Source organism: Blautia stercoris, assembly GCF_054657695.1.
On sequence record NZ_BAAHYF010000001.1, the window covers coordinates 992,992 to 1,013,159 of the forward strand.

Sequence of the window (20,168 nt, forward strand, 5' to 3'; positions counted from 1 at the left end):
ATTTTTCGTAGTTTTTGGAGAAATCATCAGTTTTATGACGAAATTTGCAGTGGTTTTTTATAAAAACTGCATATACTTTGTCAATTTAAAGCACTTTTTGCATAAAGTCCAGCATTTATTTTACCCAATTTTTGTAGTCCACTCTGAGCAATCCCAGACCTTTGAAACCAGCCCTTCATAAAACTCTGGTTCATGGCAGACCATCAGAATTGTTCCTTTGTATTCTTTAAGCGCCCGTTTAAGTTCTTCTTTTGCATCTACATCCAGATGATTGGTCGGCTCATCAAGTACAAGCAGGTTCGTCTCACGGTTAATAATTTTGCATAAACGCACCTTTGCCTGCTCTCCACCACTTAAGACACGCACCAGACTTTCAATATGCTTTGTCGTCAGTCCGCATTTTGCAAGTGAGGCTCTTACCTCATACTGTGTATAAGACGGAAATTCTTCCCAAATTTCCTCGATACAGGTATGCTTATTTCCCTGTGGCATTTCCTGTTCAAAATATCCAATCTCCAGATAATCTCCAAGCACTGCTTTTCCACCAAGTGCCGGAATAAGCCCCAAAATACTCTTTAAAAGCGTAGTCTTTCCAATTCCGTTTGCACCGGTTAAAGCAATTTTTTCGCCTCTCTCTACCGTCAGGGTAAGCGGTTTGGAAAGCGGTTCGTCATATCCAATCACCAATTCTTTCGTCTCTACCACAAAACGACTTGGTGTTCTTGCAGTCTTAAACTGAAATTCCGGCTTTGGTTTCTCTCTTGCCAGTTCAATAACATCCATTTTATCTAATTTCTTTTGTCTGGACATTGCCATATTTCTGGTTGACACTCTTGCTTTATTTCTTGCCACAAAATCTTTTAATTCACTGATTTCCTGCTGTTGTTTCTGATAAGCTGCTTCAAGCTGGGCTTTCTTTACTGCATAAACTTCCTGAAAATGGTCATAATCGCCCACATATCGTGTTAACTGCTGGTTATCCATGTGATAAATCAAATTGATGACCTGATTCAAAAATGGAATATCATGTGAAATTAACACGAAGGCATTTTCATATTCCTGCAGATAACGTTTCAGCCATTCAATATGTACCACATCCAGATAGTTCGTAGGCTCGTCCAAAAGCAAAATATCCGGCTTTTCCAATAGCAGTTTGCCTAACAATACTTTTGTTCTCTGACCACCGCTTAAATCCGTCACATCCTTATCCAGACCGATTTCTGTAAGCCCAAGTGCTCTTGCCACTTCTTCTACCTTAGAATCAATAATATAAAAGTCATGCATCGTAAGCATATCCTGAATTGTTCCAAGTTCTTCCATCATCTGAGTTAACTCTTCTTCAGATGCTTCCCCCATCTTATCGCAGATCCCATTCATCTGCTCTTCCATTTCAAACAGCCATCCAAACGCAGACTTTAAGACGTCACGGATTGTCATGCCCTTTTCAAGCACCGTATGCTGATCCAGATATCCGACTCTTACATTCTTTGCCCATTCAATCTTTCCCTCATCCGGCATCAGCTTTCCGGTTATAATATTCATAAAGGTAGACTTTCCCTCTCCATTTGCTCCGACAAGCCCGATATGCTCCCCCTTTAACAGACGAAAGGACACATCCTGAAAAATCGCCCTGTCACCAAATCCATGGGATAAATGTTCTACGTTTAATATACTCATACTTTCTTTTTCTCCTGATGTTTTTTATGTGCGCCAAAACTCCTGACGTACCTTTTAATTTTTTTTACAGCATACACCGCATCCTGCCGGCATTATACGGTCATCTGCCATGAAATCCCTGGCATCTTGAAGTGCACAGATTGCCTGTGAAGAAATACCTTCTCCACTTCCGGTAAATCCAAGTCCCTCTTCTGTTGTTGCCTTGATATTGACCTGATTTTTTTCAATATTCAGAGCTTTTGCCACATTTTCCCGCATTTTTTCAATATGCGGCATCATCTTTGGCTTCTGTGCAATAATCGTTGCATCAATGTTATTAATCACGTACATGTTTTCTTCTAACAATGCTCCTACATGCTGTAATAACTTAATACTTGAAATTCCTTTATATTTCTCATCGGTATCCGGAAAATGCCGTCCGATATCTCCAAGGGCTGCTGCACCTAAAAGTGCATCCATAATCGCATGCAAAAGCACATCTGCATCTGAATGTCCAAGCAGCCCCTTTTCCCAGTCAATCTTAACACCACCAAGAATCAGGTCGCGTCCTTCTACCAGTTTGTGTACATCATATCCCATTCCTACACGCATCATCTTTTTGAAGTTCTCCTTTTTTAGTTTTCTTTGAACATAGCAAAAAGCAGAGTAAAAGTCAACACTTCTACTCCACTTTCGCTTCTCTTCTCTTTATTCTTTTTACGTTATATTTTATTTTTTATTTTGATTCTATTTGGTTATATTTCTTGTATTTGTTATATTTCTTCTTGAATTTATTTATGCAAGTGCTTTTCCAAGGTTCTGGCAAGCTTCTTTTGCGTCATCATCTGGTTCATCATTACAGATAACCGGGTCACAGGCAAGTATTGCACCTGCTGTTTTGCAGTCTTCTTCCCAATTTCTCATCCATTCTCCGTCTCCCCATCCGTAAGAACCGAACAGAGCAATTTTTTTACCGGAAAGTTTTGCTTTACAGTCCTCAAATAATGGTTCAAATTCGTCCTCTTCTAATACTTCATCTCCCATAGCCGGGCATCCAAATGCAACTGCATCGTAATCATTCATTTTATCTGCAGCAAAATCATCTGTTGTAAAGGATTCTACTTCTGCGCCTGCAGCTTTTGCTCCATTTGCAACTTCCTCTGCCATAGCTTCTGTATTACCTGTTCCACTCCAATATACAACTGCAATTTTACTCATGATTTCTTCGTCTCCTTTTTTCTTTTTAAGCTGCCACTGTTAGTTTTTCTACACTTGTACCCTGTCTCCAAAGTTTTGTGTAAATCCTTGTACACTTTTTAAATTTCTCAAACAATTTCATTGTTTCACACTCATTACAGTAAACTTTCCAGCAACCTGCACATTTACTGTTTTTTCCTGCGTTCTCGATAAATCCGATAACATCGCCAAGAGGATAGCCAAGAAACAGTCCAATTTCATGAGGGAATTTTTCTTCTAAATTTAATCGTGCCTTTAAACACGCAATGGCCTCTTCTTCATCAGTATTTTCATATCCATACTTTTTTAGAAATTCTTTTACACCGTTTTTCTGTAAATCTTTTTGAAGTTTCTCTCTTCTGCATACATAAATCAATGCCGTATCAGCTCTTTTTTTCAAGAGAATCAATGAGACTCCCTTATTCTGAAATTTTTTTTCACACTGTTTCATATGCTGATTTAACTCTTCTTCATCAATAAAACGAACTGAAAAAAGATTCGCCGTCTTTAATCCGGCAAGGGTTGGCGAACAATGCTCCACCAGATACTGTTCTAGCATACTACACTTTCCTTTCCTGTATATTCGTTCAGTACTGTGTGTAAAGCGGCTGCACTGCTTGTATGGATTCTCGCAATCGGAATATTATTCTTCTTCGCTTCTTGCAATGCGCTGTTTACCATCTTATGAGATACTGTATTTGTAAACAAAATCATCAAATCCGGACAGCCCAGTTTCTTTTTCATAGCGCCTTTTTCTTTTGCAAATACCTTTGCCTTACAGCCGTAGTTTTTACAGATATTCTGATACTGACAGACCATTCTCTCATTTCCGCCCACAATAACAATACTCATTTTAATTCTCCTTTCAAAACAGTTTTTAGTGGTTTATATCAATTTTCTATTTAAAGTTAGTTCTTTCTAACTCCATTCTCTTTTTTTGGCGACTGTCTTTGCAGCCGCCTGTGTATGTAGTGTGTGTGTTGTTGTTGGTTAGTGTTATCTAACTACAATTAGTATACATAATTATCCTATTTCTGTCAATAGTTTTTTTTAAATATTTTTTTACATTCTCGCGTTGATTGGATAAATTATTCTATATTAAAAAACTCACAGGGATTTTTTTATCCCTGTGAGTTCTGCTATTTGTTACTGTAAGTTTTCTACTGCTGCACGTTCAATCGGAAGTCCTTTTTTGTAACGTTCAATAAATGCATCAAATCCTTTTACATCTTCTGCATCTGGTTCCATTTCACTTCCTGCATTTCCGGCAAATACTTTACTATTCAGATAATCATCTAATGTTTCATTTTCTGCTTTGTTGACCATATAAGAAGCAAGAAGGGCAATTCCCCATGCTCCGCCTTCTCCTGCGGTTTCCATAACAGATACCGGAACACCGACTGCACCTGCCATAATCTTCTGTCCCACACCTTTTGTCTTAAACAGACCACCGTGGCCAAGAATCTTATCGAGTTTTACGTTTTCTTCTTTTAACAAAATGTCCAAACCTGTCTTTAATGCGCCAAGTGCAGTATACAGATGCACACGCATAAAGTTTGCAAGGCTTAATTTGCTGTCCGGCGTACGTGCAAATAATGGACGACCCGCTTCAAATCCTGTGATATGTTCTCCTGAGAAATAGTTATAGGCTAAAAGTCCGCCACAGTCTTTTTCACCTTCAAGTGCTTTATTATATAATGTTCCAAACAGTTTATTCATATCCACTTCGATTCCAAATGCTTCTGCAAATTCTTTGAACAGTCCAACCCATGCATTTAAGTCAGAAGTACAGTTGTTGCAGTGCACCATGGCAACCGGACTTCCTGTCGGAGTAGTCACCATATCGATTTCTTTATATACTTTGGATAATTCTTTTTCGAGTACTACCATAGCAAACACAGAAGTTCCGGCAGATACGTTACCGGTACGTTTTGCGATACTGTTTGTTGCAGTCATACCTGTTCCTGCATCTCCTTCCGGAGGGCATACCGGCACACCTGCTTCCAATGTTCCTGTCGTATCAAGCAGTTTTGCACCTTCTTCTGTTAAAACACCTGCTGCATCTCCTGCGCTTAATACTTCCGGAAAGATTTCTTCTAATTTCCAGCTATATCCTTTTTCAACCACTTTTTCATTGAATTTTTCTACCATTGTTGCATTGTAGGTTTTTGTATTCATATCAATCGGGAACATACCGGAAGCTTCGCCTACACCAAGTACTTTCTTTCCTGTCAGTTTCCAGTGAATATAACCTGCAAGCGTAGTCTGGAATTTAATTTTAGATACATGTTCTTCTTTATTCAACATTGCCTGATAAAGATGTGCAATGCTCCATCTCTGTGGAATATTAAACTGAAATAATTCAGTCAGCTCATCAGATGCCTGCTGTGTCATGGTATTTCTCCAGGTACGGAATGGTACTAAGAGCTCATCGTTTTCATTAAATGCCATATAACCGTGCATCATCGCACTGAATCCAAGAGCAGCCAGTTTCTTTACTTCTACTCCATATTTTTCTTTGACATCTTCTGTCATTTTTTTATAGCTATCCTGAAGACCTGTCCAGATATCTTCTAATGTGTAAGTCCAGATATTGTTCTCCAGACGGTTTTCCCAGTCATGTGCACCGGAAGCAATCGGTTCATTATTTTCTCCGATTAAAACTGCTTTAATTCTGGTTGAACCAAATTCAATACCAAGTACTGCTTTTCCGTTTTCAATTACGCTTTTTGTATCGAAACCCATTTTTGTTTCCTCCGTTTTTCATTCTATACTCTCGGAATTTTTATAGCCAAAATTTATTTCTGTCCGTAATAAGCATTTGCACCATGTTTTCTGTAATAATGTTTATCCTGCAGTTCCTGTGGGGCTGGTTTTACCTGCGGATTAATCATTTCACAACGTGCTGCCATTTTTGCGACTTCTTCTAATACGACTGCATTATGTACTGCTTCATGTCCATCTTTTCCCCAGGTAAACGGTCCGTGATTTTTACAGAGTACTGCCGGCACTGCTTCGTAATCTTTATCTTTAAAATAATCTGCAATCAGAAGTCCTGTATTTTTCTCATAAGCACCTTCAATTTCTTCTCTTGTCAGACATCTGACACATGGAATTTCTCCATACATATAATCGGCATGGGTTGTTCCATAACATGGAATACCACGTCCTGCCTGAGCCCAGCTTGTTGCCCATGGAGAATGCGTATGTACGACACCTCCAATGTTTGGAAATGCTTTGTATAACTCCAGATGAGTTGGCGTATCAGAAGATGGATTGTATCTTCCTTCGATTTTATTTCCTTCTAAATCCATGATAACCATATCATCCGGTGTCAGTTTGTCATAATCCACACCACTTGGTTTGATTGCAAAATATCCGGTTTCTCTGTCAATCTGGCTGACATTTCCCCAGGTAAATGTAACCAGTCCGTATTTGGGTAAAAGCATATTTGCTTCGTATACCGCTTTTTTTAATTCTTCTAACATTCTTTTGTCCTCACTTTCTTTTTTGTGTCTCTTTTATTTTTGATTTCTATTCCTCGTTGAACCTCGAACAATTAATTCCGGTTCGATCAATCTCGGAATTTTACTTTTTTCTTCCGGGATTTTTCGAATTTTTTCAAGCAGTAATTCCGCTGCCATTTCACCGAGTTTTTCCTGTGGATGCGTAATAGTTGTCAGACCTCCCATTCCCTCTCCGATTACAGAATTATCATATCCCGTAACTGAGATATCTGTCGGAACCTGGACTCCATTTTTTTGCAGACAGTAAATGACTTCAAGCGCAATCTGGTCATTATAACAGACGATTCCGTCTATCTCTTTTTTCTGCTTTAACAACAGTTCCATAATCATTCCTGGTTTTGTCTTTCTGTCCTCTGTATGAAACCATACCACCATATCCGGGTCATAAGCAATTCCAGCTTCCTGCAATGCTTTTACATATCCCTTATGCCGTTCTCTCCCCTGAGAATCATCTGCCTTAAAAATACCTAAAATTTTCTTATGCCCATAATCTAACAGATGTTTTGTCACCATATACCCGCCCTTGCAGTCATCCATTAATATATGTGGTTTATCCAACATCTGGGAATATACACCCTGAATAAAAACATAAGGAATTTCATACTCATCCAGCATACCATACAAGTTCGTATGCCTGCAGAAAATCTGGCTCTTACTCGGCTCGATAATCAGCCCTTCAATATCTTTTGTCAAAATATCTTCAAGCACTTTTTCTTCTTTTGTTCTGCTGTTTGCTGTATTTTTCAGAATAATACTGTAACCATTTTCCGTCAGTACCTTATCCATCCCTTGAATCAGACGCGGAAAAATATAATCTGAGATATAAGTCGTCACAACTGCCACATTTCTTGAGTTCTTCAAATGTCCCATTCTCTGAGAACAAAATGTTCCTCTGCCATGTTCTGCCTCAATATATCCCTCATTAATCAAAATAGACAGTGCTTTCCGGACTGTGTGACGACTGATTTGATAACGAGCAGACAGCTCATTTTCGGATGGAAGTTTCTCTCCCGGTTTAATCTGACCACTTAAAATCGCCTGTTTTAATTCTTCCATCAGTGCATAATATTTTGTCTTTCCATTTTCGTTTGCCACTATACACACTCCTTTGGTTTTTATTTTATAACTTGTACGGTGGTATTGACAAGTTGTTTTAAAATTTATTCCAGTTGCTGACTACTCCCACAGGCAAGCTTATGGGGTTTCGCCACTAATTTATAACTTTTAATCAAACATTGTCTCCCAATCTTTGGAACGATACGCCTGAAAACACATCTCAATCTGTTCTTTTGTATTTTTTTCTTCTGCAAGCGGTGGCAGTTCATCCAGTGAAAAATATCGACTCTGTATGGTTTCAATATTTTCCTGAAATGCTCCGCCGATTACACTGCACTGTACAAAAATTTTACATACTTTATAAGCATAAATCGGCAGATTATGCTTCTCTCTGTCCTGCACTGCAATCACACGGTCCGCTGTCACATCCAGTCCCGCTTCTTCTTTTACTTCTTTTATCGTATTTTGTTTGACAGACTGGTCTACATCAACCCAGCCTCCTGGCAGTGACCATGTCTTATTATTTTCCTGCACAAGTAAAATCTTATCCCCTTTAAAGATTGCTGCCCGACAGTCTAATTTTGGCGTCTGAAATCCCACTTCATTGCAAAAGATTTCTTTTACTTTTTCTGTCGGAAGTCCTGACGCTTCACTTAACATCTCTGCGGAAATTTCCCGAATCCGCTCAAAACGTTCTATATCAAACTTATCTTTACAATAATACAGGGCACTCTGCGCAAGACTCTGTAATTCCACCGCCCAGTCAAGCCATTTTTGTTCTTTTTGCATTTACTTTTTCTCCCTTACTGTTTTCTTTTATTGTATCGAATTCCTTTTTCCTTTACAAGAAAAAAGAATCCCATACATTTTATCGTACGGAATTCTTTTTCAACGAAATTCTTAGAGGATTTGTAGTTTCTGCGGAGGTATTCTACAAGTCCAACAATACTGTAAAGTTAAGGTTATTCGTAAAAGAGGAAGACGAATTTCATAACCTTGAATTCATAATACCCTGTCTTTTTCTGTTATGCAAGCCACCTGGGGGGATTTTATTTTCATTTTTTTCACCCCTTAAAAATCAATCATTTCTATTCTTTTTTTTGATTTTTTAACCCTATCCAGGGGATTTCTACATTCTGAAAATATTTCCGTTCAGTTCCAAACCAGCCACTTCTGCCAGTCTTAAAATTCCTTCTGTCGCAAGGGATACCGTAGATTCTACATGAATATAATCCGTCACACTATAATCATATAAAATATTTGCCTGTGCTGAAAATTCATCGTCTCCATCCCAAAATAAATACTGCATCGGAATACAGTCAAATGCAGGAATGATATATCCGGCATCGCCTTGTTTCACACTTATTCCTCCAATTGCTTCCGCTGCCTTTTTTAATTCTTCTGTATGTCCTTCAAACGTCTTTGCAAACGGCATAAGCACATTTCTCTCAAATGCCGGTGTAAATGGAGAAGCACCTCTTACATCCCGAAAAGGAACCCAGCGGTTCATGAAAAAAGCATCTTCTTTAGAATACCAAAATAAGTTATAGATATCCATCTTTACTCCATTTGAGACCGGTCTTTCTCTTTGATTAACTAAAAAAATCGTTCCGTCTTTTAAAGAAACACCATACTGTTCTCCAAAATGGGTAATTAAAAAGATATCATTTTCCTGTCTGATTTCCGGAAGTTTTTTCTTCACTAATTCTTTATCCATCTCCAGAAATTTCAACCGCCATTCTTCGCTTAATTTATCATAATTTGAGCTTTTGTTTTCCTGCATTTTATTTTTACCTTCCTTCCCTATTTTTTAGTTTTTCTTTATTGTACAACAAAAAAGAACCATTTGCACTGTTCTGCATATGATTCTTTAAAAATGTAAAAATGGATAAAAAAAGAGTAGCGAGAGGGGGATTCGAACCCTCGACACTACGGGTATGAACCGTATGCTCTAGCCAACTGAGCTATCTCGCCACATTTTCATTTCTTTCTTCTGTTTTTTTAGCAAAAGAAATGGGACCTACAGGGCTCGAACCTGTGACCCTCTGCTTGTAAGGCAGATGCTCTCCCAGCTGAGCTAAGATCCCATTTAATCTCTGGTCTTTCGACCAAGTAGCGAGAGGGGGATTCGAACCCTCGACACTACGGGTATGAACCGTATGCTCTAGCCAACTGAGCTATCTCGCCATCTTTTTTTGTTTCTTTTGTTTTTTTCAAAAGGAATGGGACCTACAGGGCTCGAACCTGTGACCCTCTGCTTGTAAGGCAGATGCTCTCCCAGCTGAGCTAAGATCCCATTTTCTTTTTTGGTCTTTTGACCAAGTAGCGAGAGGGGGATTCGAACCCTCGACACTACGGGTATGAACCGTATGCTCTAGCCAACTGAGCTATCTCGCCATCTTTTTTTATTTCTTTTGTTTTTTTCAAAAGGAATGGGACCTACAGGGCTCGAACCTGTGACCCTCTGCTTGTAAGGCAGATGCTCTCCCAGCTGAGCTAAGATCCCATTTCGTTAACAGCCATTACCTGACTGCTCTGCTATTATAACCTTAAATGAGTCGAAATGTCAACACTTTTTTTGAATTTTTTTTATTTTTCTAATAGTTGCGATATTTTCTAATTTTTTATCCTGATTTTCTTTATATTTTTATTTTCAAAGTACAATTTCTAACCGACAAAAAAGACCGCTGTAGAGCCGACCGGCTCTGCAACGATCTTTCTTAATTTAAATTTAAAATTTGAAAAATTTTTTATAATTTATCTAAGTTTATATTGTTTTATTTCCTATTTTATAGTGTTCTAAAAATCTACGTTTCTTTTTATCTTAGTTTATTATCGTTTATGCAATTTGGTACTTTTTTGGTACTTTTTTGCCTCAATAATTAAAAAAGCTATCAACCCCAAAAGGTCAATAGCTTATCTATTACAGTGCCAATTTATAGAGAACTAATTGATTCAGACTCACACCCTCATTTTTCGCTTCGATCGCCAAACGCTGATGCAGCGGCTTAGGAAGTCTTACATTGAATTTTCCACTATAGTTTTCTGTCTGCTCCGGTAACGGAATTGGCAAATTATTTTCAATTTTCACTTCTAAATAGCTTTCCATTACCTCATCCAAATCACTATAGAGTTCTTCCAGTGTATCACCTGTACTCTGACAACCATCTAATTCTAAGATTCTGCCGTAGAAATAGTGACCGCTTTCGTCATTGATTTCCTGTATTAATCTTGTATATGGCAGTTTCATATAGTCTTTTACTTCCATTGTTTCCACTCCTTTTTTGTCATAGTACCATATACAATATTTCAAGCCAAGTACAAGTATTAAAATACGTCTGCTATTTTGTTCATTTCTTCTGCCTTAGTATCTGGTAATACATGGCTATACAAATCCATTGTCATGGCTAAAGAACTATGTCCAAGAATCGTTTTCAATACCTGTGGTGGCATCCCTGCTTCTATTGCTCTGGTTGCAAAAGTATGCCGGAATACATGCGATGTTATCCGTGGAAAATCATATCCTGCTGCATGAATCCGTTCTATTGTTCTGTCTATTTCACCCTGCACTCTCTCCCGGCTGATAGGCTCACCATTTTCATTACAAAATAGATACCTGTCCATCTTCTCCACTTTCAGCCCCCAGAAATTGCGCTGTACCTCAATGTAAGAAAGAATATCAGCCGTCAATGGGATATCTCTTTTCGATGTTCTGGTCTTTGGTGTATCTTCCATGTAGCCTTGTCCCTCTATCTGTTTTAACGTCCGTCGTACATGCAGTACATTATTCTTTCTATCTACGTCTGAATACTTCAAGCCCTGCATTTCCCCACGTCTTAAGCCGGTACGAAGCATAACCGCAAAGAAATTATACAAATAGCTTTCCTTTGCATATTCCATAAAAAGTTCCTGTTGTTCTCTTGTCATTGCAATTCGTTCTTTTTTGGTTATTCTTGCTTTTTGGGGGATTTCTACCGCACCTACTGGATTTATCTCTATCAAGCGGTTCTTAACTGCCTGTTTTAGGCTTCCATTTATTATCGCTCCTATTACTTTTATCGTTTTAAGTGCATACTTTTCTTTTATTAACTCATTATAAAAGTTCTGTATATGCTCGCCTCGAATTTCTGTCAACAGCATATCGCCAAACTTATCTTTTATCTGACTGTTGTACAATGTCAGATATGTTTGATATGTCCCTAGTTTTACGTTGTTCTTTTTATATTCTTCAAACCAGATTTGCATCCAATCATCAAACACTATTTTTTCTTTTGATACGAAAAAACCGTGCTCTAATTTATATCTTAATTCTGTCATTTTCTTTTGGGTTTCTGTGATAGTTTCTCCATGTACTAGATGTCGCTCACCTTTGTACATGAAACGTCCCTCAAATCCATTATATCTTTGTCTTATTCCTTTCGGGAGCTTTCGCCCTCTTTTATCCTTTGCCATGCTCTGCTCCTTTCCATGCCTTTTTCGGCATTTTTCACTTGCAAAAGAGCCACATAAGCAATTATAATCAAAGTGACCCTTTTTAAACTATTTGGGTTGTTTCTGTTTACTTCTAGTGTTGCCGCACCAGAAGTAGAAAAAGCCTTGTGCTTTTTGACCTGCTGCCAAAATATCCGGCTTAAGTTGCGCCTTAAACCGGATGATTGAAGGAATGTAGAATATCTTGAATATTACGAACAGGTAACGATTCATCGAAAATAGGATAATTGGAGTTACCCTATTTTCTGCTTGTTTAGTAATTGACTAAACAGTTCCTTGGCAGCAGGTTCTTTTTCTTCTGGCACGTTCTTTTCGTTTTCCCTGCATCACTCCATAAGTATATGCTTTCATCAGTAACTCATATTCTTGGAAGCCTTGACGCTTTTCACTGCGTTCATAGATAAGTTCTAATACATCTACTGCACTACCATCCACACAATGCATTTGTATTCTCTCATACTCTTCTAACGCTTCTCTCCTGTCTGCGCACTTATTCAAGCGTTCCGCATCTCGTTTCGCACGTGTTCCAACTAATTGCTCTGCTTCTAAACGCTTCGATTTTGGGAGTTTAAGCCAATCTTTAACCCATGATAATAAATCTTCATATTCTGGGTTATCTTTGTTTAAAACCACCATACCATTTGTTTTTCTCCAGAAGAATGTAAAATCCCCAATTTTCTTGTCTGCTCCATTTGCCTTGAAAAAACTTACCGCCTGTGATGCTGTAAGGTCTGCCACATTACAAGCGGCGATTTTCTGTTCTTCGTCAATCACTTCATAACTCATTTTTTAATTTTTCCTTTTCTTTTCGTTTTTGATATGTTAGAATTTACTTGTATTACCGACTGTTTACTATTTAGTGAACCCCTTAGTGTTGCTCGTCCCATCGCTAAGGGATTTTTTTATGTATTTTCCGGAATCAACTCCACTTGTGAACGTCCAAAGAATCTTGCTTTATAGACCGCTCCGTCACCTCTTGACCCCCAAATCAAATCGCAACCAAACAATGCTTTCGAGCCGTGAAGCACTTCATAGCCTAACTTTTTCCATCCTGCCCATGTATTGGTGTCCTCTGTAATCCCTGCTTGCTGTTTGCTCTGTTCAATTCGTTTTTGGTTGACTACTTCCGCTTTGACCGATAACCATGCTCTATGTAATGCCTCGGAAAAACTCAAATTTGCCGTTTTTCGGTAAATTCTCCATGCTCTTGACATAATCTTTGCTAAATCGTATTTCATGCCTTATTTCCCCTTTCTCGGCTTAATAGCCAAATTCTGCATGTACCAGATTGGTGTAGTGTGCGTTACGCTCCATCGGTGCATGATACAGCATTGACAAAATGTATTGCCGTTTCTTCTGGATGCGCTCTTTGTGTTTTGTGAATTGCATCAAGACAAGAAGAATATCATCATAGCCCACTTTCATGATTTGACTTTGTACCAGTGCTCTTGGTTTCTCTTCGCCATTTATCCGAACCACACCGCTCTTAGACAAAAGAGTATCAAGCATCACATTTACAAACTCATCAATCAAGCCCATATCTTCTGGGTTTGTCTGTCTTAACTGTTCATAGCCAATGTTGCCGTGAATCACTTCCAGAGTGTTTTCAATGCTGTTTTTTTCGTCTGTCTCGTCCGTCTTGTCCTCTTCTCTGACTGACAGACTGACATGATTATTATTAATATTTAATTTATTATTATAATAATTATTATTACGTTCTCGGTTTTCAAGATATTGATTTTCAATTTCTTCGTTGTCTATTTCTTGAAAATCGGAAAGTAGAGAATCAGGCATTTCATACACGGTACTTTCCCACCGTGAAATGCGTCTGCCATCCTCACTTCGTATTGGGGTTTTCACATAATAACCGCACTCTTTCAACTCTTTTAATCCTGCATATACCGCAGATTTTCCGTCTTTGGAATACTTCACCAGATTCCCCACAATTACTTTCCAGTTATCCGGTTTACTCAACAGGTAAGCCAAAATCCCTTTTGCCTTGAATGACAGTCTATCATCTTCCAGAAATGTCTTGTCAAGCATGACAAAATTGTTGGGACGTTTCCGCACTCGGATAACTTCATCCAGTCGCTTATCTTCGCTCATTTGTTTCACCTCTTTTGTTCACTATTAGCTTATAGGCTTATTATATAGTTTATAAGTTATCTTGTCAACTATTAAATTAGCCTAAAATGAAATTACTTTCAAATTAGGCTAGCCATCAAATACTTGTTCCATCACTAAGTTTTAATGTTATTTCACAATCTATACCGATGGCATCACAAATCTTTTTGATGTCAGATTCTCGCCAATCGTTATACTTGAATTTCTTAGAAATGGTAGGTTGCGTAACTCCTAGTTTTTCAGCAAGTTCTTTCTTAGTGAATCCCTCACGTTTCAACGCAATCTCTAGCTTTTCGCTTGTGCTAATAATATTAATCACATCCTTTTTTTCTATTCTTCTTGTGTAATATTATAGCTTGTAGCCTATTCTTTTTCAAGTTTTCACTCTTCGCTATTTAGTTATTTCGTTCAAGTCATCAAAATGACGATGCCTTTTTTTTACTTCCAACAGCTCCGGAAGGTCTTAAAACAATCTTAGCCATCTTTGGGCACTCCCTTTTTCCCTTTCCCTTGTCCGGTATTATGTTAGTGTCTCCGGTACGCTTTCACCTCATCGTTTTCACTCTTCGCTGTTGTCTTTCCTTAACTTGATTATATTATACAGCGTTTGCTTAACGTTGTCAAGCATTTCATTAAGGTTTCGCTTGATATTTTAAATCATGTGCTTGACCTTATAAAGCGAATGATATATATTATAATTAGGAGGTGATATAATGACTATAGCTCAAAAATTAAATATGGCTTTATCCTACAAAGGCATCAGCCAAGCAGAGCTTGCCCGTAGAATTGGCACAACTCCATCAAATCTCAACCAAAAAGTAAAAAGGAACACTTTAACAAAAGAGGAACTTGAACAAATCGCAGATGTACTTGGCGGAACATGGCGCGCTGAATTTGTTTTTGATGATGGGACGGTGATCTAATGAAACACGATTTAAGCAAAACTCGATTATATAGTATCTATTGCGGTATGAAACAACGTTGCTATAACCCCAACAATCAGCATTATCAATGGTATGGTGCAAAAGGTATTACTATTTGTAATGAATGGGTAGGAATTAACGGCTTGCAAAACTTTTTCGAATGGTCTTTAAGTCATGGATATGGTGAACATTTGACCATTGATCGAATAGACAGTAACAAGGAGTATTCCCCGGATAATTGTCGCTGGGTGACATCATCAGCTAATAGTTATAATATATCTAACAAAAACACAGCTTTATCAGGCACCCCATCATCTAATTTTATTTACGAAAATAACGATCAGATTATCATTGAAATAAAAAAACTAATGCTTGAAAAACAAGTTTCTCAAAGAGAAATCGCTGAAAGGTTAAACATCAAACCACAGGGCTTGACTAAGCTGCTAAACAAGAAAAATTTCGGTTTTGAAGATGCCGAAAAAGTTCTTTCTGCCTTGGGCTATGATTTAGTCTTAGACTTCTCTGAAAAGAAAGAAGTTTAAATATGACTATTACTCAAAGACAAATTATGATTATAATCAATAATGAGTACACGAAAGGAAAGGAAGTATTATAATGGCAGGAGCAAAAATCCTTAAACAATTATTGGTTGAAAGAAATATGAACGTCAACGAATTAGCCGAAAGACTTGGTATAAAACCGCAATCTATGAGTAATAAACTATATCGCAACAACTTTTCATTTGATGAAATGCGCAATATCTGCGACATCTTAAATGCAGATTTAAAAGCCGTTACTCGTGATTCACAAAAAGAATTTTATGAAACTATGGAGTTGAAACATAATGAATAATTTTTTTACTAATATTCCTGAATACAACGGAATTGGAGTATATGCATTAATCAATAATAGAACTGGTAAAATGTATATCGGTGCATCAAAAAATGTGTATACTCGCATCAAGCAACATATTTATTCACCAACAGCCGCCATTGAAAAAGATGTCGAATCGGGAGATACTTTTCATGTAGAGATACTTGAAAAACTTCCGTCTGGTTCTAATCAATTTGATATGTTCGGCAGAGAAAAATATTTTATTGATTTATATGATTCAATCAATCACGGATATAATAAAGCACCTACTACTTGTTGTACAAAAGAGGAACTACTAGAATCTCTTCAACACTTCAAAAAAAGCCGTAAAATGACAAATTACATTTTAAATATAATAGCTAAACGTGAAAAACCTATTTTTTACAAGGAAGAGGAGACTCAAGCTATGTCTGACCTTTCAAATAAAACAAAATATGATTTAGAATATGCCAAAAAGAAACTTAAGCGCATCCCTCTGGATGTCCAAAAAGAAAAATACGACGAAATCAAAGCAGCGGCAGCAGCAGCAGGTGAAAGCGTCAACGGTTACATCAAGAAAGCTATCGACGATAGAATGGAACGTGAAGCTGAAAATGATGAATAGGTGTTGCCGAAATGGAAACACTTCTATTCAATGCCCCTCTTTTTTTTCGTCGGAAATTGCGACGGTATTGCCGGAATAGAAACACTTCTTGACGGTGAACAAGTCGGGCACCGTTCTATCTTTGCTCCTCTTCCACTCGGTAACGAATTGTTATTGAGTTTTGGATAGCCTACCATGGGAGTAGATTCTATCGACTCCCCTTATGCTTTCCTGCTCTACTCACCACCGTACCAGAAAGTACACTGGTAACCTTTATTTTCCCCTGTTCTGCCCCTGCTACCAATATTCAAAAGAAAGATGAACCGGGCAAGTAAAGGGGTGTGCAATTTGAAACACCCTTAAATATCTAAAGCCTTGTCAACTGTTCCGGAACTACTGACAAGGAAGTTAGCAAATGTTAGCTTTGCACAGGGATGCGGTAAAATGCCGTAGCCCTTTACTTTTACTCATTTTTGAGTAAACCTCAAATTCACTCCCTTGAAATAGGGTACTGGTTTTATCTTCGGTATTCCTTGCCGGTTCTGTTGCCATTATCTCAAACTCACAGTTTTGCTCAAAAATGAGCGAAACTCAATTCTGCTTAAACCGTTCTATGTGATGGAGTAACAAATCGTTACTCCCTTTATATTTCAACCCGCTCAAAAATAAGCAGGTTGCTTCCGTCACAACCGTATTTCTATTTTTGTCTCGGTGTATTACTTCGCAGCTCTGGAACAAATCCCCCCGCAACCTTGACATTTCTCAACATCCTGCTGCCGTATTACTTCGCAACTCTGGAACAAATCCCCCTTTAACCTACACTGCCAATTTGACAGGGCAGGGCATTTTGTCAAAGCACATTCCCAAAATGGGAATATGTTCTTGTTCCATTCTTTCTGTTATCTCGAGTACCAAAACGGTACTTGCTCAACCTTAGCATTTCTTAGCATCTTTAAGTTTTTTCCAAAATTGACGAAAACGTCCCAAGCGAGAAACGTCCGAACACTTCCGCTTCACTTTTCTGGCTGTTAAATCTTTTACACCCTGCCCCTGCTGCATGTTCTTCCAAAGGTCGCACTTTCCGACATTAGAAAACCTCATTTGCTTAATCTGCGTACTCACTTTTGAGTACATAATATTCCTTTTTTGCTGTTACGCTATTCGTAGTGGGTGTTACGCTATTCGGAATTTATTTCCGCTATTCGTAATTTTATTACGCTATTCGGAATTTATTTCCGCTATTCGTAGCGGTCACCATCCTACTTGTGGTATAATATATTCAAAAATTGAGAAAGGATTTTTTAACCAAAATGATAAAATCTCGTTTAAAAATATTACTCACTGAAAAGGGACTAACCCAACGCAAATTATCTGAACTGACCGGAGTACGTCCAGCAACCATAACCGGCATCGTAAACAATTCAATCAAACAAATTCCTGTGGATTCTGTTTCTAAAATCTGTGAAGCACTCAACTGCAATGTCGGTGACCTGTTCTATTATGAGCCAGAGCAGATAACTACACTAAAAGTAAATGTATCTGACCGAACGAAATGTTCTGTCAGCTCTGGCATAGATTTGCCAAAACAGCCAGAAAACATTGATTCAGACTTTCAAAGGGATGTACTTAAAAGTACAGAGCAATCAACACAAGACGCTATTCAGAAATGGAAAGCCCAAAATCCACCGCTTACTAATCGAGTGCGTTCCGCATCCAGAGCCGAAGAAGATGCGCCACAACCGTCTAAAGAGGGTTTAAACGATTTACTGAAAAGATTACGAAAAGAACATACTACCCCTAAGGAAAATGACGATTAAGTTGTTTTGGACTAGGTTTAGACTAATTTAGGACTAATGGTTTTGAAGTTCCGGAACGTTTCCAAAACAAACACGAAAAATGTTGCACCCCTTTGATGAAAGTACCAAAACAAATAAATACAGCTTGCATTTACAGGAAATTTATTCTATAATTTCCCTTGAAGCAAGAATACATGGTGATGATTAAATCTTTTTCTTCCTTGGTATCCTTAGTGTAAACCTGTATAGTCTCTTACTCCTGTTTGGATGTTATACCGGCAGTTAGTAGAAGTCTATGCAGGTTTTTGCTTTATAGTAATACATAGTCATTGACTGGCAGTATAAAAAGGCATTGCACCGAAACTTAGCGTGCACTATCTAAAGACTTCACAAATATTGTGGGGTCTTTTTTTGCTGCTTTTTGGCAGCAGGATAAAACTATATTTTTCCATTTGGAAACGATATTGCTTTTAAACGCTGTATTTTGCGTTTTAAGCTATTTTTTTATTTTATGGAACAATTTGCCATCATTCTATTTCAAATCGCTATATGGCGAAAATAGGCATATTCTAGTCCTATTTTAGTAAGGCACCCGGCTATATTTTCTCGTAGTTCGTTCGTGGTTCGCTCGGAGTTCGTTCGGAGTTCAACTAATCGAATACCAGTTCTATTTCGTTCCTTTTTCGACTATCTGTTCAAATTCTTTCAAGGCTCTTTTGTGTATGCGGTTTATGTGAGCACGTTCATAGCCTAACCTCTGTTGTACTTCGCTCCACATCTTGCCCCAAATATACCGGTACCGTAAAACAAGCATACCGTTTGTATCTGACATCTTCCCAAATATCCGGTCAATCTCCATGAACTGTTTCAACCATCTTGTGCGCTTTTGTAAAAGCATCTGACCTAATTTGTTAATCTCGGATGAAGGTGTACCCATTTCTTGAAGCTCCACAATCTGCTTTGCTATCCTGTCTGCTTCTAGCTTTGCTTTCCTGCACTCATTTAATCGTTCCATTTCTTCTTTCTTCCCACTCTTCCATCTTCAAAATCGCTCGCTCTGTGGAACTGCTTCCAGTATGCTTAAACGATGAAACGGATCCATGCAAAGAAACGCTTTCTATTCGGTCATACAAAAACGGCTTTAACTGTCGTGCTTTGCTTGGCTTTCTAAGTTCTTTCAATCCGTTCTCTTGATATCGTCTTGCACTTTCAAGCGTAACTCCTAAACGTTCACCACATTCTTTTAAGGTCAAATTTTCTTGATATCTTGCCTTTAAAGTAAATGCCTGTTGTTCGTCTAAAGTTTCCACAAGTGCCCATATCGTTGCTTTTAATTGCTCATTTTGCACCTTGTCAAGTGCATTTTCTTCTACATTCGTGTTAAAGTCTTGCAATAAATCTTCAATGGTACCATCACTTTCTTCGGATGCCTGTTTATTCAAACTTGCCGAAACGTCCATGTTTACCATGTACTCAATTCTTTTTAGCTGACTAGGGGAAACTTCAAGCCAGTGACATAGTTCACATCTAGTCGGCTGCCTGTTCTCCTGCTTTTTGTACTCACTTATCACCTTTAACATTTTCCTTGAAAGATAATAATCATTTACAGGGAGTTTTACCACCTTATCTCCTGCTGCATATTTGCTCATAAAAGCCCGAATCCATTTAGCAGCATAATTTGCAAAGGGTATGCCCTCGGCTTCGTTGTACAGTTCCACCGCCCGAATTAATCCCAAAAAGCCCTCTTGCATCAAGTCATCTGTTTCGGACCGGTACTGCTTTGAAATCTTATATACAAGTCTTTCCATCTGCTTCCAGAGCTGTTCTAAGTTTGTATTTGCATCCACACCGGAACAAATCAGCCTTACCAGTTCTTCATTGGTCTTTTCTGTTGACACTTAAA

At 38.1% G+C, this 20,168-nt stretch carries 23 protein-coding genes and 6 tRNA genes; 5 read left to right on the plus strand and 24 right to left on the minus strand.

The window, feature by feature from the left end:
* Positions 1–120: 120 nt before the first annotated feature.
* The 22 genes from ACYQ2D_RS04805 to ACYQ2D_RS04910 form a co-directional block, all read right to left on the minus strand.
* On the minus strand, positions 121–1,677 hold the full coding sequence (locus tag ACYQ2D_RS04805; RefSeq protein WP_459784770.1) for an ABC-F family ATP-binding cassette domain-containing protein: 1,557 nt from the start codon (positions 1,675–1,677) through the stop codon (positions 121–123).
* Positions 1,678–1,731: 54 nt separating this feature from the next.
* Complete coding sequence (gene ispF / locus ACYQ2D_RS04810; RefSeq protein ID WP_117457533.1) at positions 1,732–2,268, minus strand: 2-C-methyl-D-erythritol 2,4-cyclodiphosphate synthase; 537 nt, start codon at positions 2,266–2,268, stop codon at positions 1,732–1,734.
* A 183-nt stretch (positions 2,269–2,451) separates the two neighbouring features.
* Positions 2,452–2,874 carry a flavodoxin gene (locus ACYQ2D_RS04815; protein ID WP_459784771.1) on the minus strand — a complete coding sequence of 141 codons (423 nt, stop codon included), beginning with the start codon at positions 2,872–2,874 and terminating at the stop codon, positions 2,452–2,454.
* Between the two features lie 25 nt (positions 2,875–2,899).
* On the minus strand, positions 2,900–3,451 hold the full coding sequence (locus ACYQ2D_RS04820; RefSeq protein WP_022304514.1) for a DUF3793 family protein: 552 nt from the start codon (positions 3,449–3,451) through the stop codon (positions 2,900–2,902).
* Positions 3,445–3,744: a DUF2325 domain-containing protein gene (locus ACYQ2D_RS04825; RefSeq protein ID WP_022304515.1), complete on the minus strand. Its 300-nt coding sequence runs from the start codon at positions 3,742–3,744 to the stop codon at positions 3,445–3,447. The genes ACYQ2D_RS04820 and ACYQ2D_RS04825 overlap by 7 nt, the downstream gene beginning before the upstream one ends.
* 294 nt (positions 3,745–4,038) lie before the next feature.
* Complete coding sequence (locus tag ACYQ2D_RS04830) at positions 4,039–5,637, minus strand: xylulokinase (protein ID WP_459784774.1); 1,599 nt, start codon at positions 5,635–5,637, stop codon at positions 4,039–4,041.
* 53 nt (positions 5,638–5,690) lie between these two features.
* Positions 5,691–6,380 carry an L-ribulose-5-phosphate 4-epimerase gene (locus ACYQ2D_RS04835; protein ID WP_022304517.1) on the minus strand — a complete coding sequence of 230 codons (690 nt, stop codon included), beginning with the start codon at positions 6,378–6,380 and terminating at the stop codon, positions 5,691–5,693.
* Between the two features lie 33 nt (positions 6,381–6,413).
* On the minus strand, positions 6,414–7,514 hold the full coding sequence (locus ACYQ2D_RS04840) for a GntR family transcriptional regulator (protein ID WP_330600288.1): 1,101 nt from the start codon (positions 7,512–7,514) through the stop codon (positions 6,414–6,416).
* 129 nt (positions 7,515–7,643) lie between these two features.
* A complete protein-coding gene (locus ACYQ2D_RS04845; RefSeq protein ID WP_022304519.1) occupies positions 7,644–8,264 on the minus strand; it encodes an NUDIX hydrolase N-terminal domain-containing protein in 621 nt (206 codons plus the stop codon).
* A gap of 340 nt (positions 8,265–8,604) precedes the next feature.
* Complete coding sequence (locus ACYQ2D_RS04850; RefSeq protein ID WP_459784776.1) at positions 8,605–9,258, minus strand: DUF3786 domain-containing protein; 654 nt, start codon at positions 9,256–9,258, stop codon at positions 8,605–8,607.
* A gap of 117 nt (positions 9,259–9,375) precedes the next feature.
* Positions 9,376–9,449: transfer RNA gene (locus ACYQ2D_RS04855), tRNA-Met, on the minus strand.
* A gap of 40 nt (positions 9,450–9,489) precedes the next feature.
* Positions 9,490–9,562 (minus strand) — tRNA-Val (locus ACYQ2D_RS04860).
* Between the two features lie 26 nt (positions 9,563–9,588).
* A tRNA-Met gene (locus ACYQ2D_RS04865) sits at positions 9,589–9,662 on the minus strand.
* Between the two features lie 36 nt (positions 9,663–9,698).
* Positions 9,699–9,771: transfer RNA gene (locus ACYQ2D_RS04870), tRNA-Val, on the minus strand.
* Positions 9,772–9,798: 27 nt separating this feature from the next.
* Positions 9,799–9,872, minus strand: a tRNA-Met gene (locus ACYQ2D_RS04875).
* A gap of 36 nt (positions 9,873–9,908) precedes the next feature.
* Positions 9,909–9,981 (minus strand) — tRNA-Val (locus tag ACYQ2D_RS04880).
* A 417-nt stretch (positions 9,982–10,398) separates the two neighbouring features.
* Positions 10,399–10,743 carry a type II toxin-antitoxin system HicB family antitoxin gene (locus ACYQ2D_RS04885; RefSeq protein WP_459784778.1) on the minus strand — a complete coding sequence of 115 codons (345 nt, stop codon included), beginning with the start codon at positions 10,741–10,743 and terminating at the stop codon, positions 10,399–10,401.
* 59 nt (positions 10,744–10,802) lie between these two features.
* Positions 10,803–11,927: a tyrosine-type recombinase/integrase gene (locus ACYQ2D_RS04890; protein ID WP_459784780.1), complete on the minus strand. Its 1,125-nt coding sequence runs from the start codon at positions 11,925–11,927 to the stop codon at positions 10,803–10,805.
* Between the two features lie 303 nt (positions 11,928–12,230).
* Positions 12,231–12,752 (minus strand): hypothetical protein, encoded by a 522-nt coding sequence (locus tag ACYQ2D_RS04895; protein WP_459784782.1) that lies wholly within the window; start codon positions 12,750–12,752, stop codon positions 12,231–12,233.
* Positions 12,753–12,868: 116 nt separating this feature from the next.
* A complete protein-coding gene (locus ACYQ2D_RS04900) occupies positions 12,869–13,204 on the minus strand; it encodes a hypothetical protein (protein WP_459784783.1) in 336 nt (111 codons plus the stop codon).
* A 22-nt stretch (positions 13,205–13,226) separates the two neighbouring features.
* Positions 13,227–14,072: a DUF6017 domain-containing protein gene (locus ACYQ2D_RS04905; protein ID WP_459784784.1), complete on the minus strand. Its 846-nt coding sequence runs from the start codon at positions 14,070–14,072 to the stop codon at positions 13,227–13,229.
* A 115-nt stretch (positions 14,073–14,187) separates the two neighbouring features.
* A complete protein-coding gene (locus ACYQ2D_RS04910) occupies positions 14,188–14,409 on the minus strand; it encodes a helix-turn-helix domain-containing protein (protein WP_459784785.1) in 222 nt (73 codons plus the stop codon).
* 394 nt (positions 14,410–14,803) lie between these two features.
* Here ACYQ2D_RS04910 and ACYQ2D_RS04915 point away from each other — a divergent pair, with 394 nt between their 5' ends.
* The 5 genes from ACYQ2D_RS04915 (at position 14,804) to ACYQ2D_RS04935 (ending at position 18,286) form a co-directional block, all read left to right on the plus strand.
* A complete protein-coding gene (locus ACYQ2D_RS04915) occupies positions 14,804–15,013 on the plus strand; it encodes a helix-turn-helix domain-containing protein (protein WP_459784786.1) in 210 nt (69 codons plus the stop codon).
* Entirely contained in the window at positions 15,013–15,555 is a 543-nt protein-coding gene (locus ACYQ2D_RS04920) for a helix-turn-helix domain-containing protein (RefSeq protein WP_459784787.1), read from the plus strand. Before ACYQ2D_RS04915 ends, ACYQ2D_RS04920 begins: the two co-directional genes overlap by 1 nt.
* A 73-nt stretch (positions 15,556–15,628) precedes the next feature.
* Positions 15,629–15,865, plus strand: a complete 237-nt coding sequence (locus ACYQ2D_RS04925) for a helix-turn-helix domain-containing protein (protein ID WP_444147634.1) — start codon at positions 15,629–15,631, stop codon at positions 15,863–15,865.
* The gene (locus ACYQ2D_RS04930; protein WP_459784789.1) at positions 15,858–16,490 is read left to right on the plus strand and encodes a GIY-YIG nuclease family protein; all 633 of its coding nucleotides are present in this window, start codon (positions 15,858–15,860) and stop codon (positions 16,488–16,490) included. The genes ACYQ2D_RS04925 and ACYQ2D_RS04930 overlap by 8 nt, the downstream gene beginning before the upstream one ends.
* Positions 16,491–17,779: 1,289 nt before the next feature.
* On the plus strand, positions 17,780–18,286 hold the full coding sequence (locus ACYQ2D_RS04935) for a helix-turn-helix domain-containing protein (protein ID WP_459784790.1): 507 nt from the start codon (positions 17,780–17,782) through the stop codon (positions 18,284–18,286).
* 646 nt (positions 18,287–18,932) lie between these two features.
* Here the strand turns inward: ACYQ2D_RS04935 and ACYQ2D_RS04940 are convergent.
* Positions 18,933–19,280 carry a hypothetical protein gene (locus ACYQ2D_RS04940; protein WP_459784791.1) on the minus strand — a complete coding sequence of 116 codons (348 nt, stop codon included), beginning with the start codon at positions 19,278–19,280 and terminating at the stop codon, positions 18,933–18,935.
* Entirely contained in the window at positions 19,264–20,163 is a 900-nt protein-coding gene (locus tag ACYQ2D_RS04945; protein ID WP_459784793.1) for a sigma-70 family RNA polymerase sigma factor, read from the minus strand. The genes ACYQ2D_RS04940 and ACYQ2D_RS04945 overlap by 17 nt, the downstream gene beginning before the upstream one ends.
* Positions 20,164–20,168: the final 5 nt, after the last annotated feature.

Bases quoted from the DNA above. Each gene is read 5' to 3' on its own strand.
- ACYQ2D_RS04805 (WP_459784770.1), bottom strand. From the start codon at position 1,677: ATGAGTATATTAAACGTAGAACATTTATCCCATGGATTTGGTGACAGG.
- ispF (WP_117457533.1), bottom strand. From the start codon at position 2,268: ATGCGTGTAGGAATGGGATATGATGTACACAAACTGGTAGAAGGACGC.
- ACYQ2D_RS04815 (WP_459784771.1), bottom strand. From the start codon at position 2,874: ATGAGTAAAATTGCAGTTGTATATTGGAGTGGAACAGGTAATACAGAA.
- ACYQ2D_RS04820 (WP_022304514.1), bottom strand. From the start codon at position 3,451: ATGCTAGAACAGTATCTGGTGGAGCATTGTTCGCCAACCCTTGCCGGA.
- ACYQ2D_RS04825 (WP_022304515.1), bottom strand. From the start codon at position 3,744: ATGAGTATTGTTATTGTGGGCGGAAATGAGAGAATGGTCTGTCAGTAT.
- ACYQ2D_RS04830 (WP_459784774.1), bottom strand. From the start codon at position 5,637: ATGGGTTTCGATACAAAAAGCGTAATTGAAAACGGAAAAGCAGTACTT.
- ACYQ2D_RS04835 (WP_022304517.1), bottom strand. From the start codon at position 6,380: ATGTTAGAAGAATTAAAAAAAGCGGTATACGAAGCAAATATGCTTTTA.
- ACYQ2D_RS04845 (WP_022304519.1), bottom strand. From the start codon at position 8,264: ATGCAAAAAGAACAAAAATGGCTTGACTGGGCGGTGGAATTACAGAGT.
- ACYQ2D_RS04850 (WP_459784776.1), bottom strand. From the start codon at position 9,258: ATGCAGGAAAACAAAAGCTCAAATTATGATAAATTAAGCGAAGAATGG.
- ACYQ2D_RS04885 (WP_459784778.1), bottom strand. From the start codon at position 10,743: ATGGAAGTAAAAGACTATATGAAACTGCCATATACAAGATTAATACAG.
- ACYQ2D_RS04890 (WP_459784780.1), bottom strand. From the start codon at position 11,927: ATGGCAAAGGATAAAAGAGGGCGAAAGCTCCCGAAAGGAATAAGACAA.
- ACYQ2D_RS04895 (WP_459784782.1), bottom strand. From the start codon at position 12,752: ATGAGTTATGAAGTGATTGACGAAGAACAGAAAATCGCCGCTTGTAAT.
- ACYQ2D_RS04900 (WP_459784783.1), bottom strand. From the start codon at position 13,204: ATGAAATACGATTTAGCAAAGATTATGTCAAGAGCATGGAGAATTTAC.
- ACYQ2D_RS04905 (WP_459784784.1), bottom strand. From the start codon at position 14,072: ATGAGCGAAGATAAGCGACTGGATGAAGTTATCCGAGTGCGGAAACGT.
- ACYQ2D_RS04915 (WP_459784786.1), top strand. From the start codon at position 14,804: ATGACTATAGCTCAAAAATTAAATATGGCTTTATCCTACAAAGGCATC.
- ACYQ2D_RS04920 (WP_459784787.1), top strand. From the start codon at position 15,013: ATGAAACACGATTTAAGCAAAACTCGATTATATAGTATCTATTGCGGT.
- ACYQ2D_RS04925 (WP_444147634.1), top strand. From the start codon at position 15,629: ATGGCAGGAGCAAAAATCCTTAAACAATTATTGGTTGAAAGAAATATG.
- ACYQ2D_RS04930 (WP_459784789.1), top strand. From the start codon at position 15,858: ATGAATAATTTTTTTACTAATATTCCTGAATACAACGGAATTGGAGTA.
- ACYQ2D_RS04935 (WP_459784790.1), top strand. From the start codon at position 17,780: ATGATAAAATCTCGTTTAAAAATATTACTCACTGAAAAGGGACTAACC.
- ACYQ2D_RS04940 (WP_459784791.1), bottom strand. From the start codon at position 19,280: ATGGAACGATTAAATGAGTGCAGGAAAGCAAAGCTAGAAGCAGACAGG.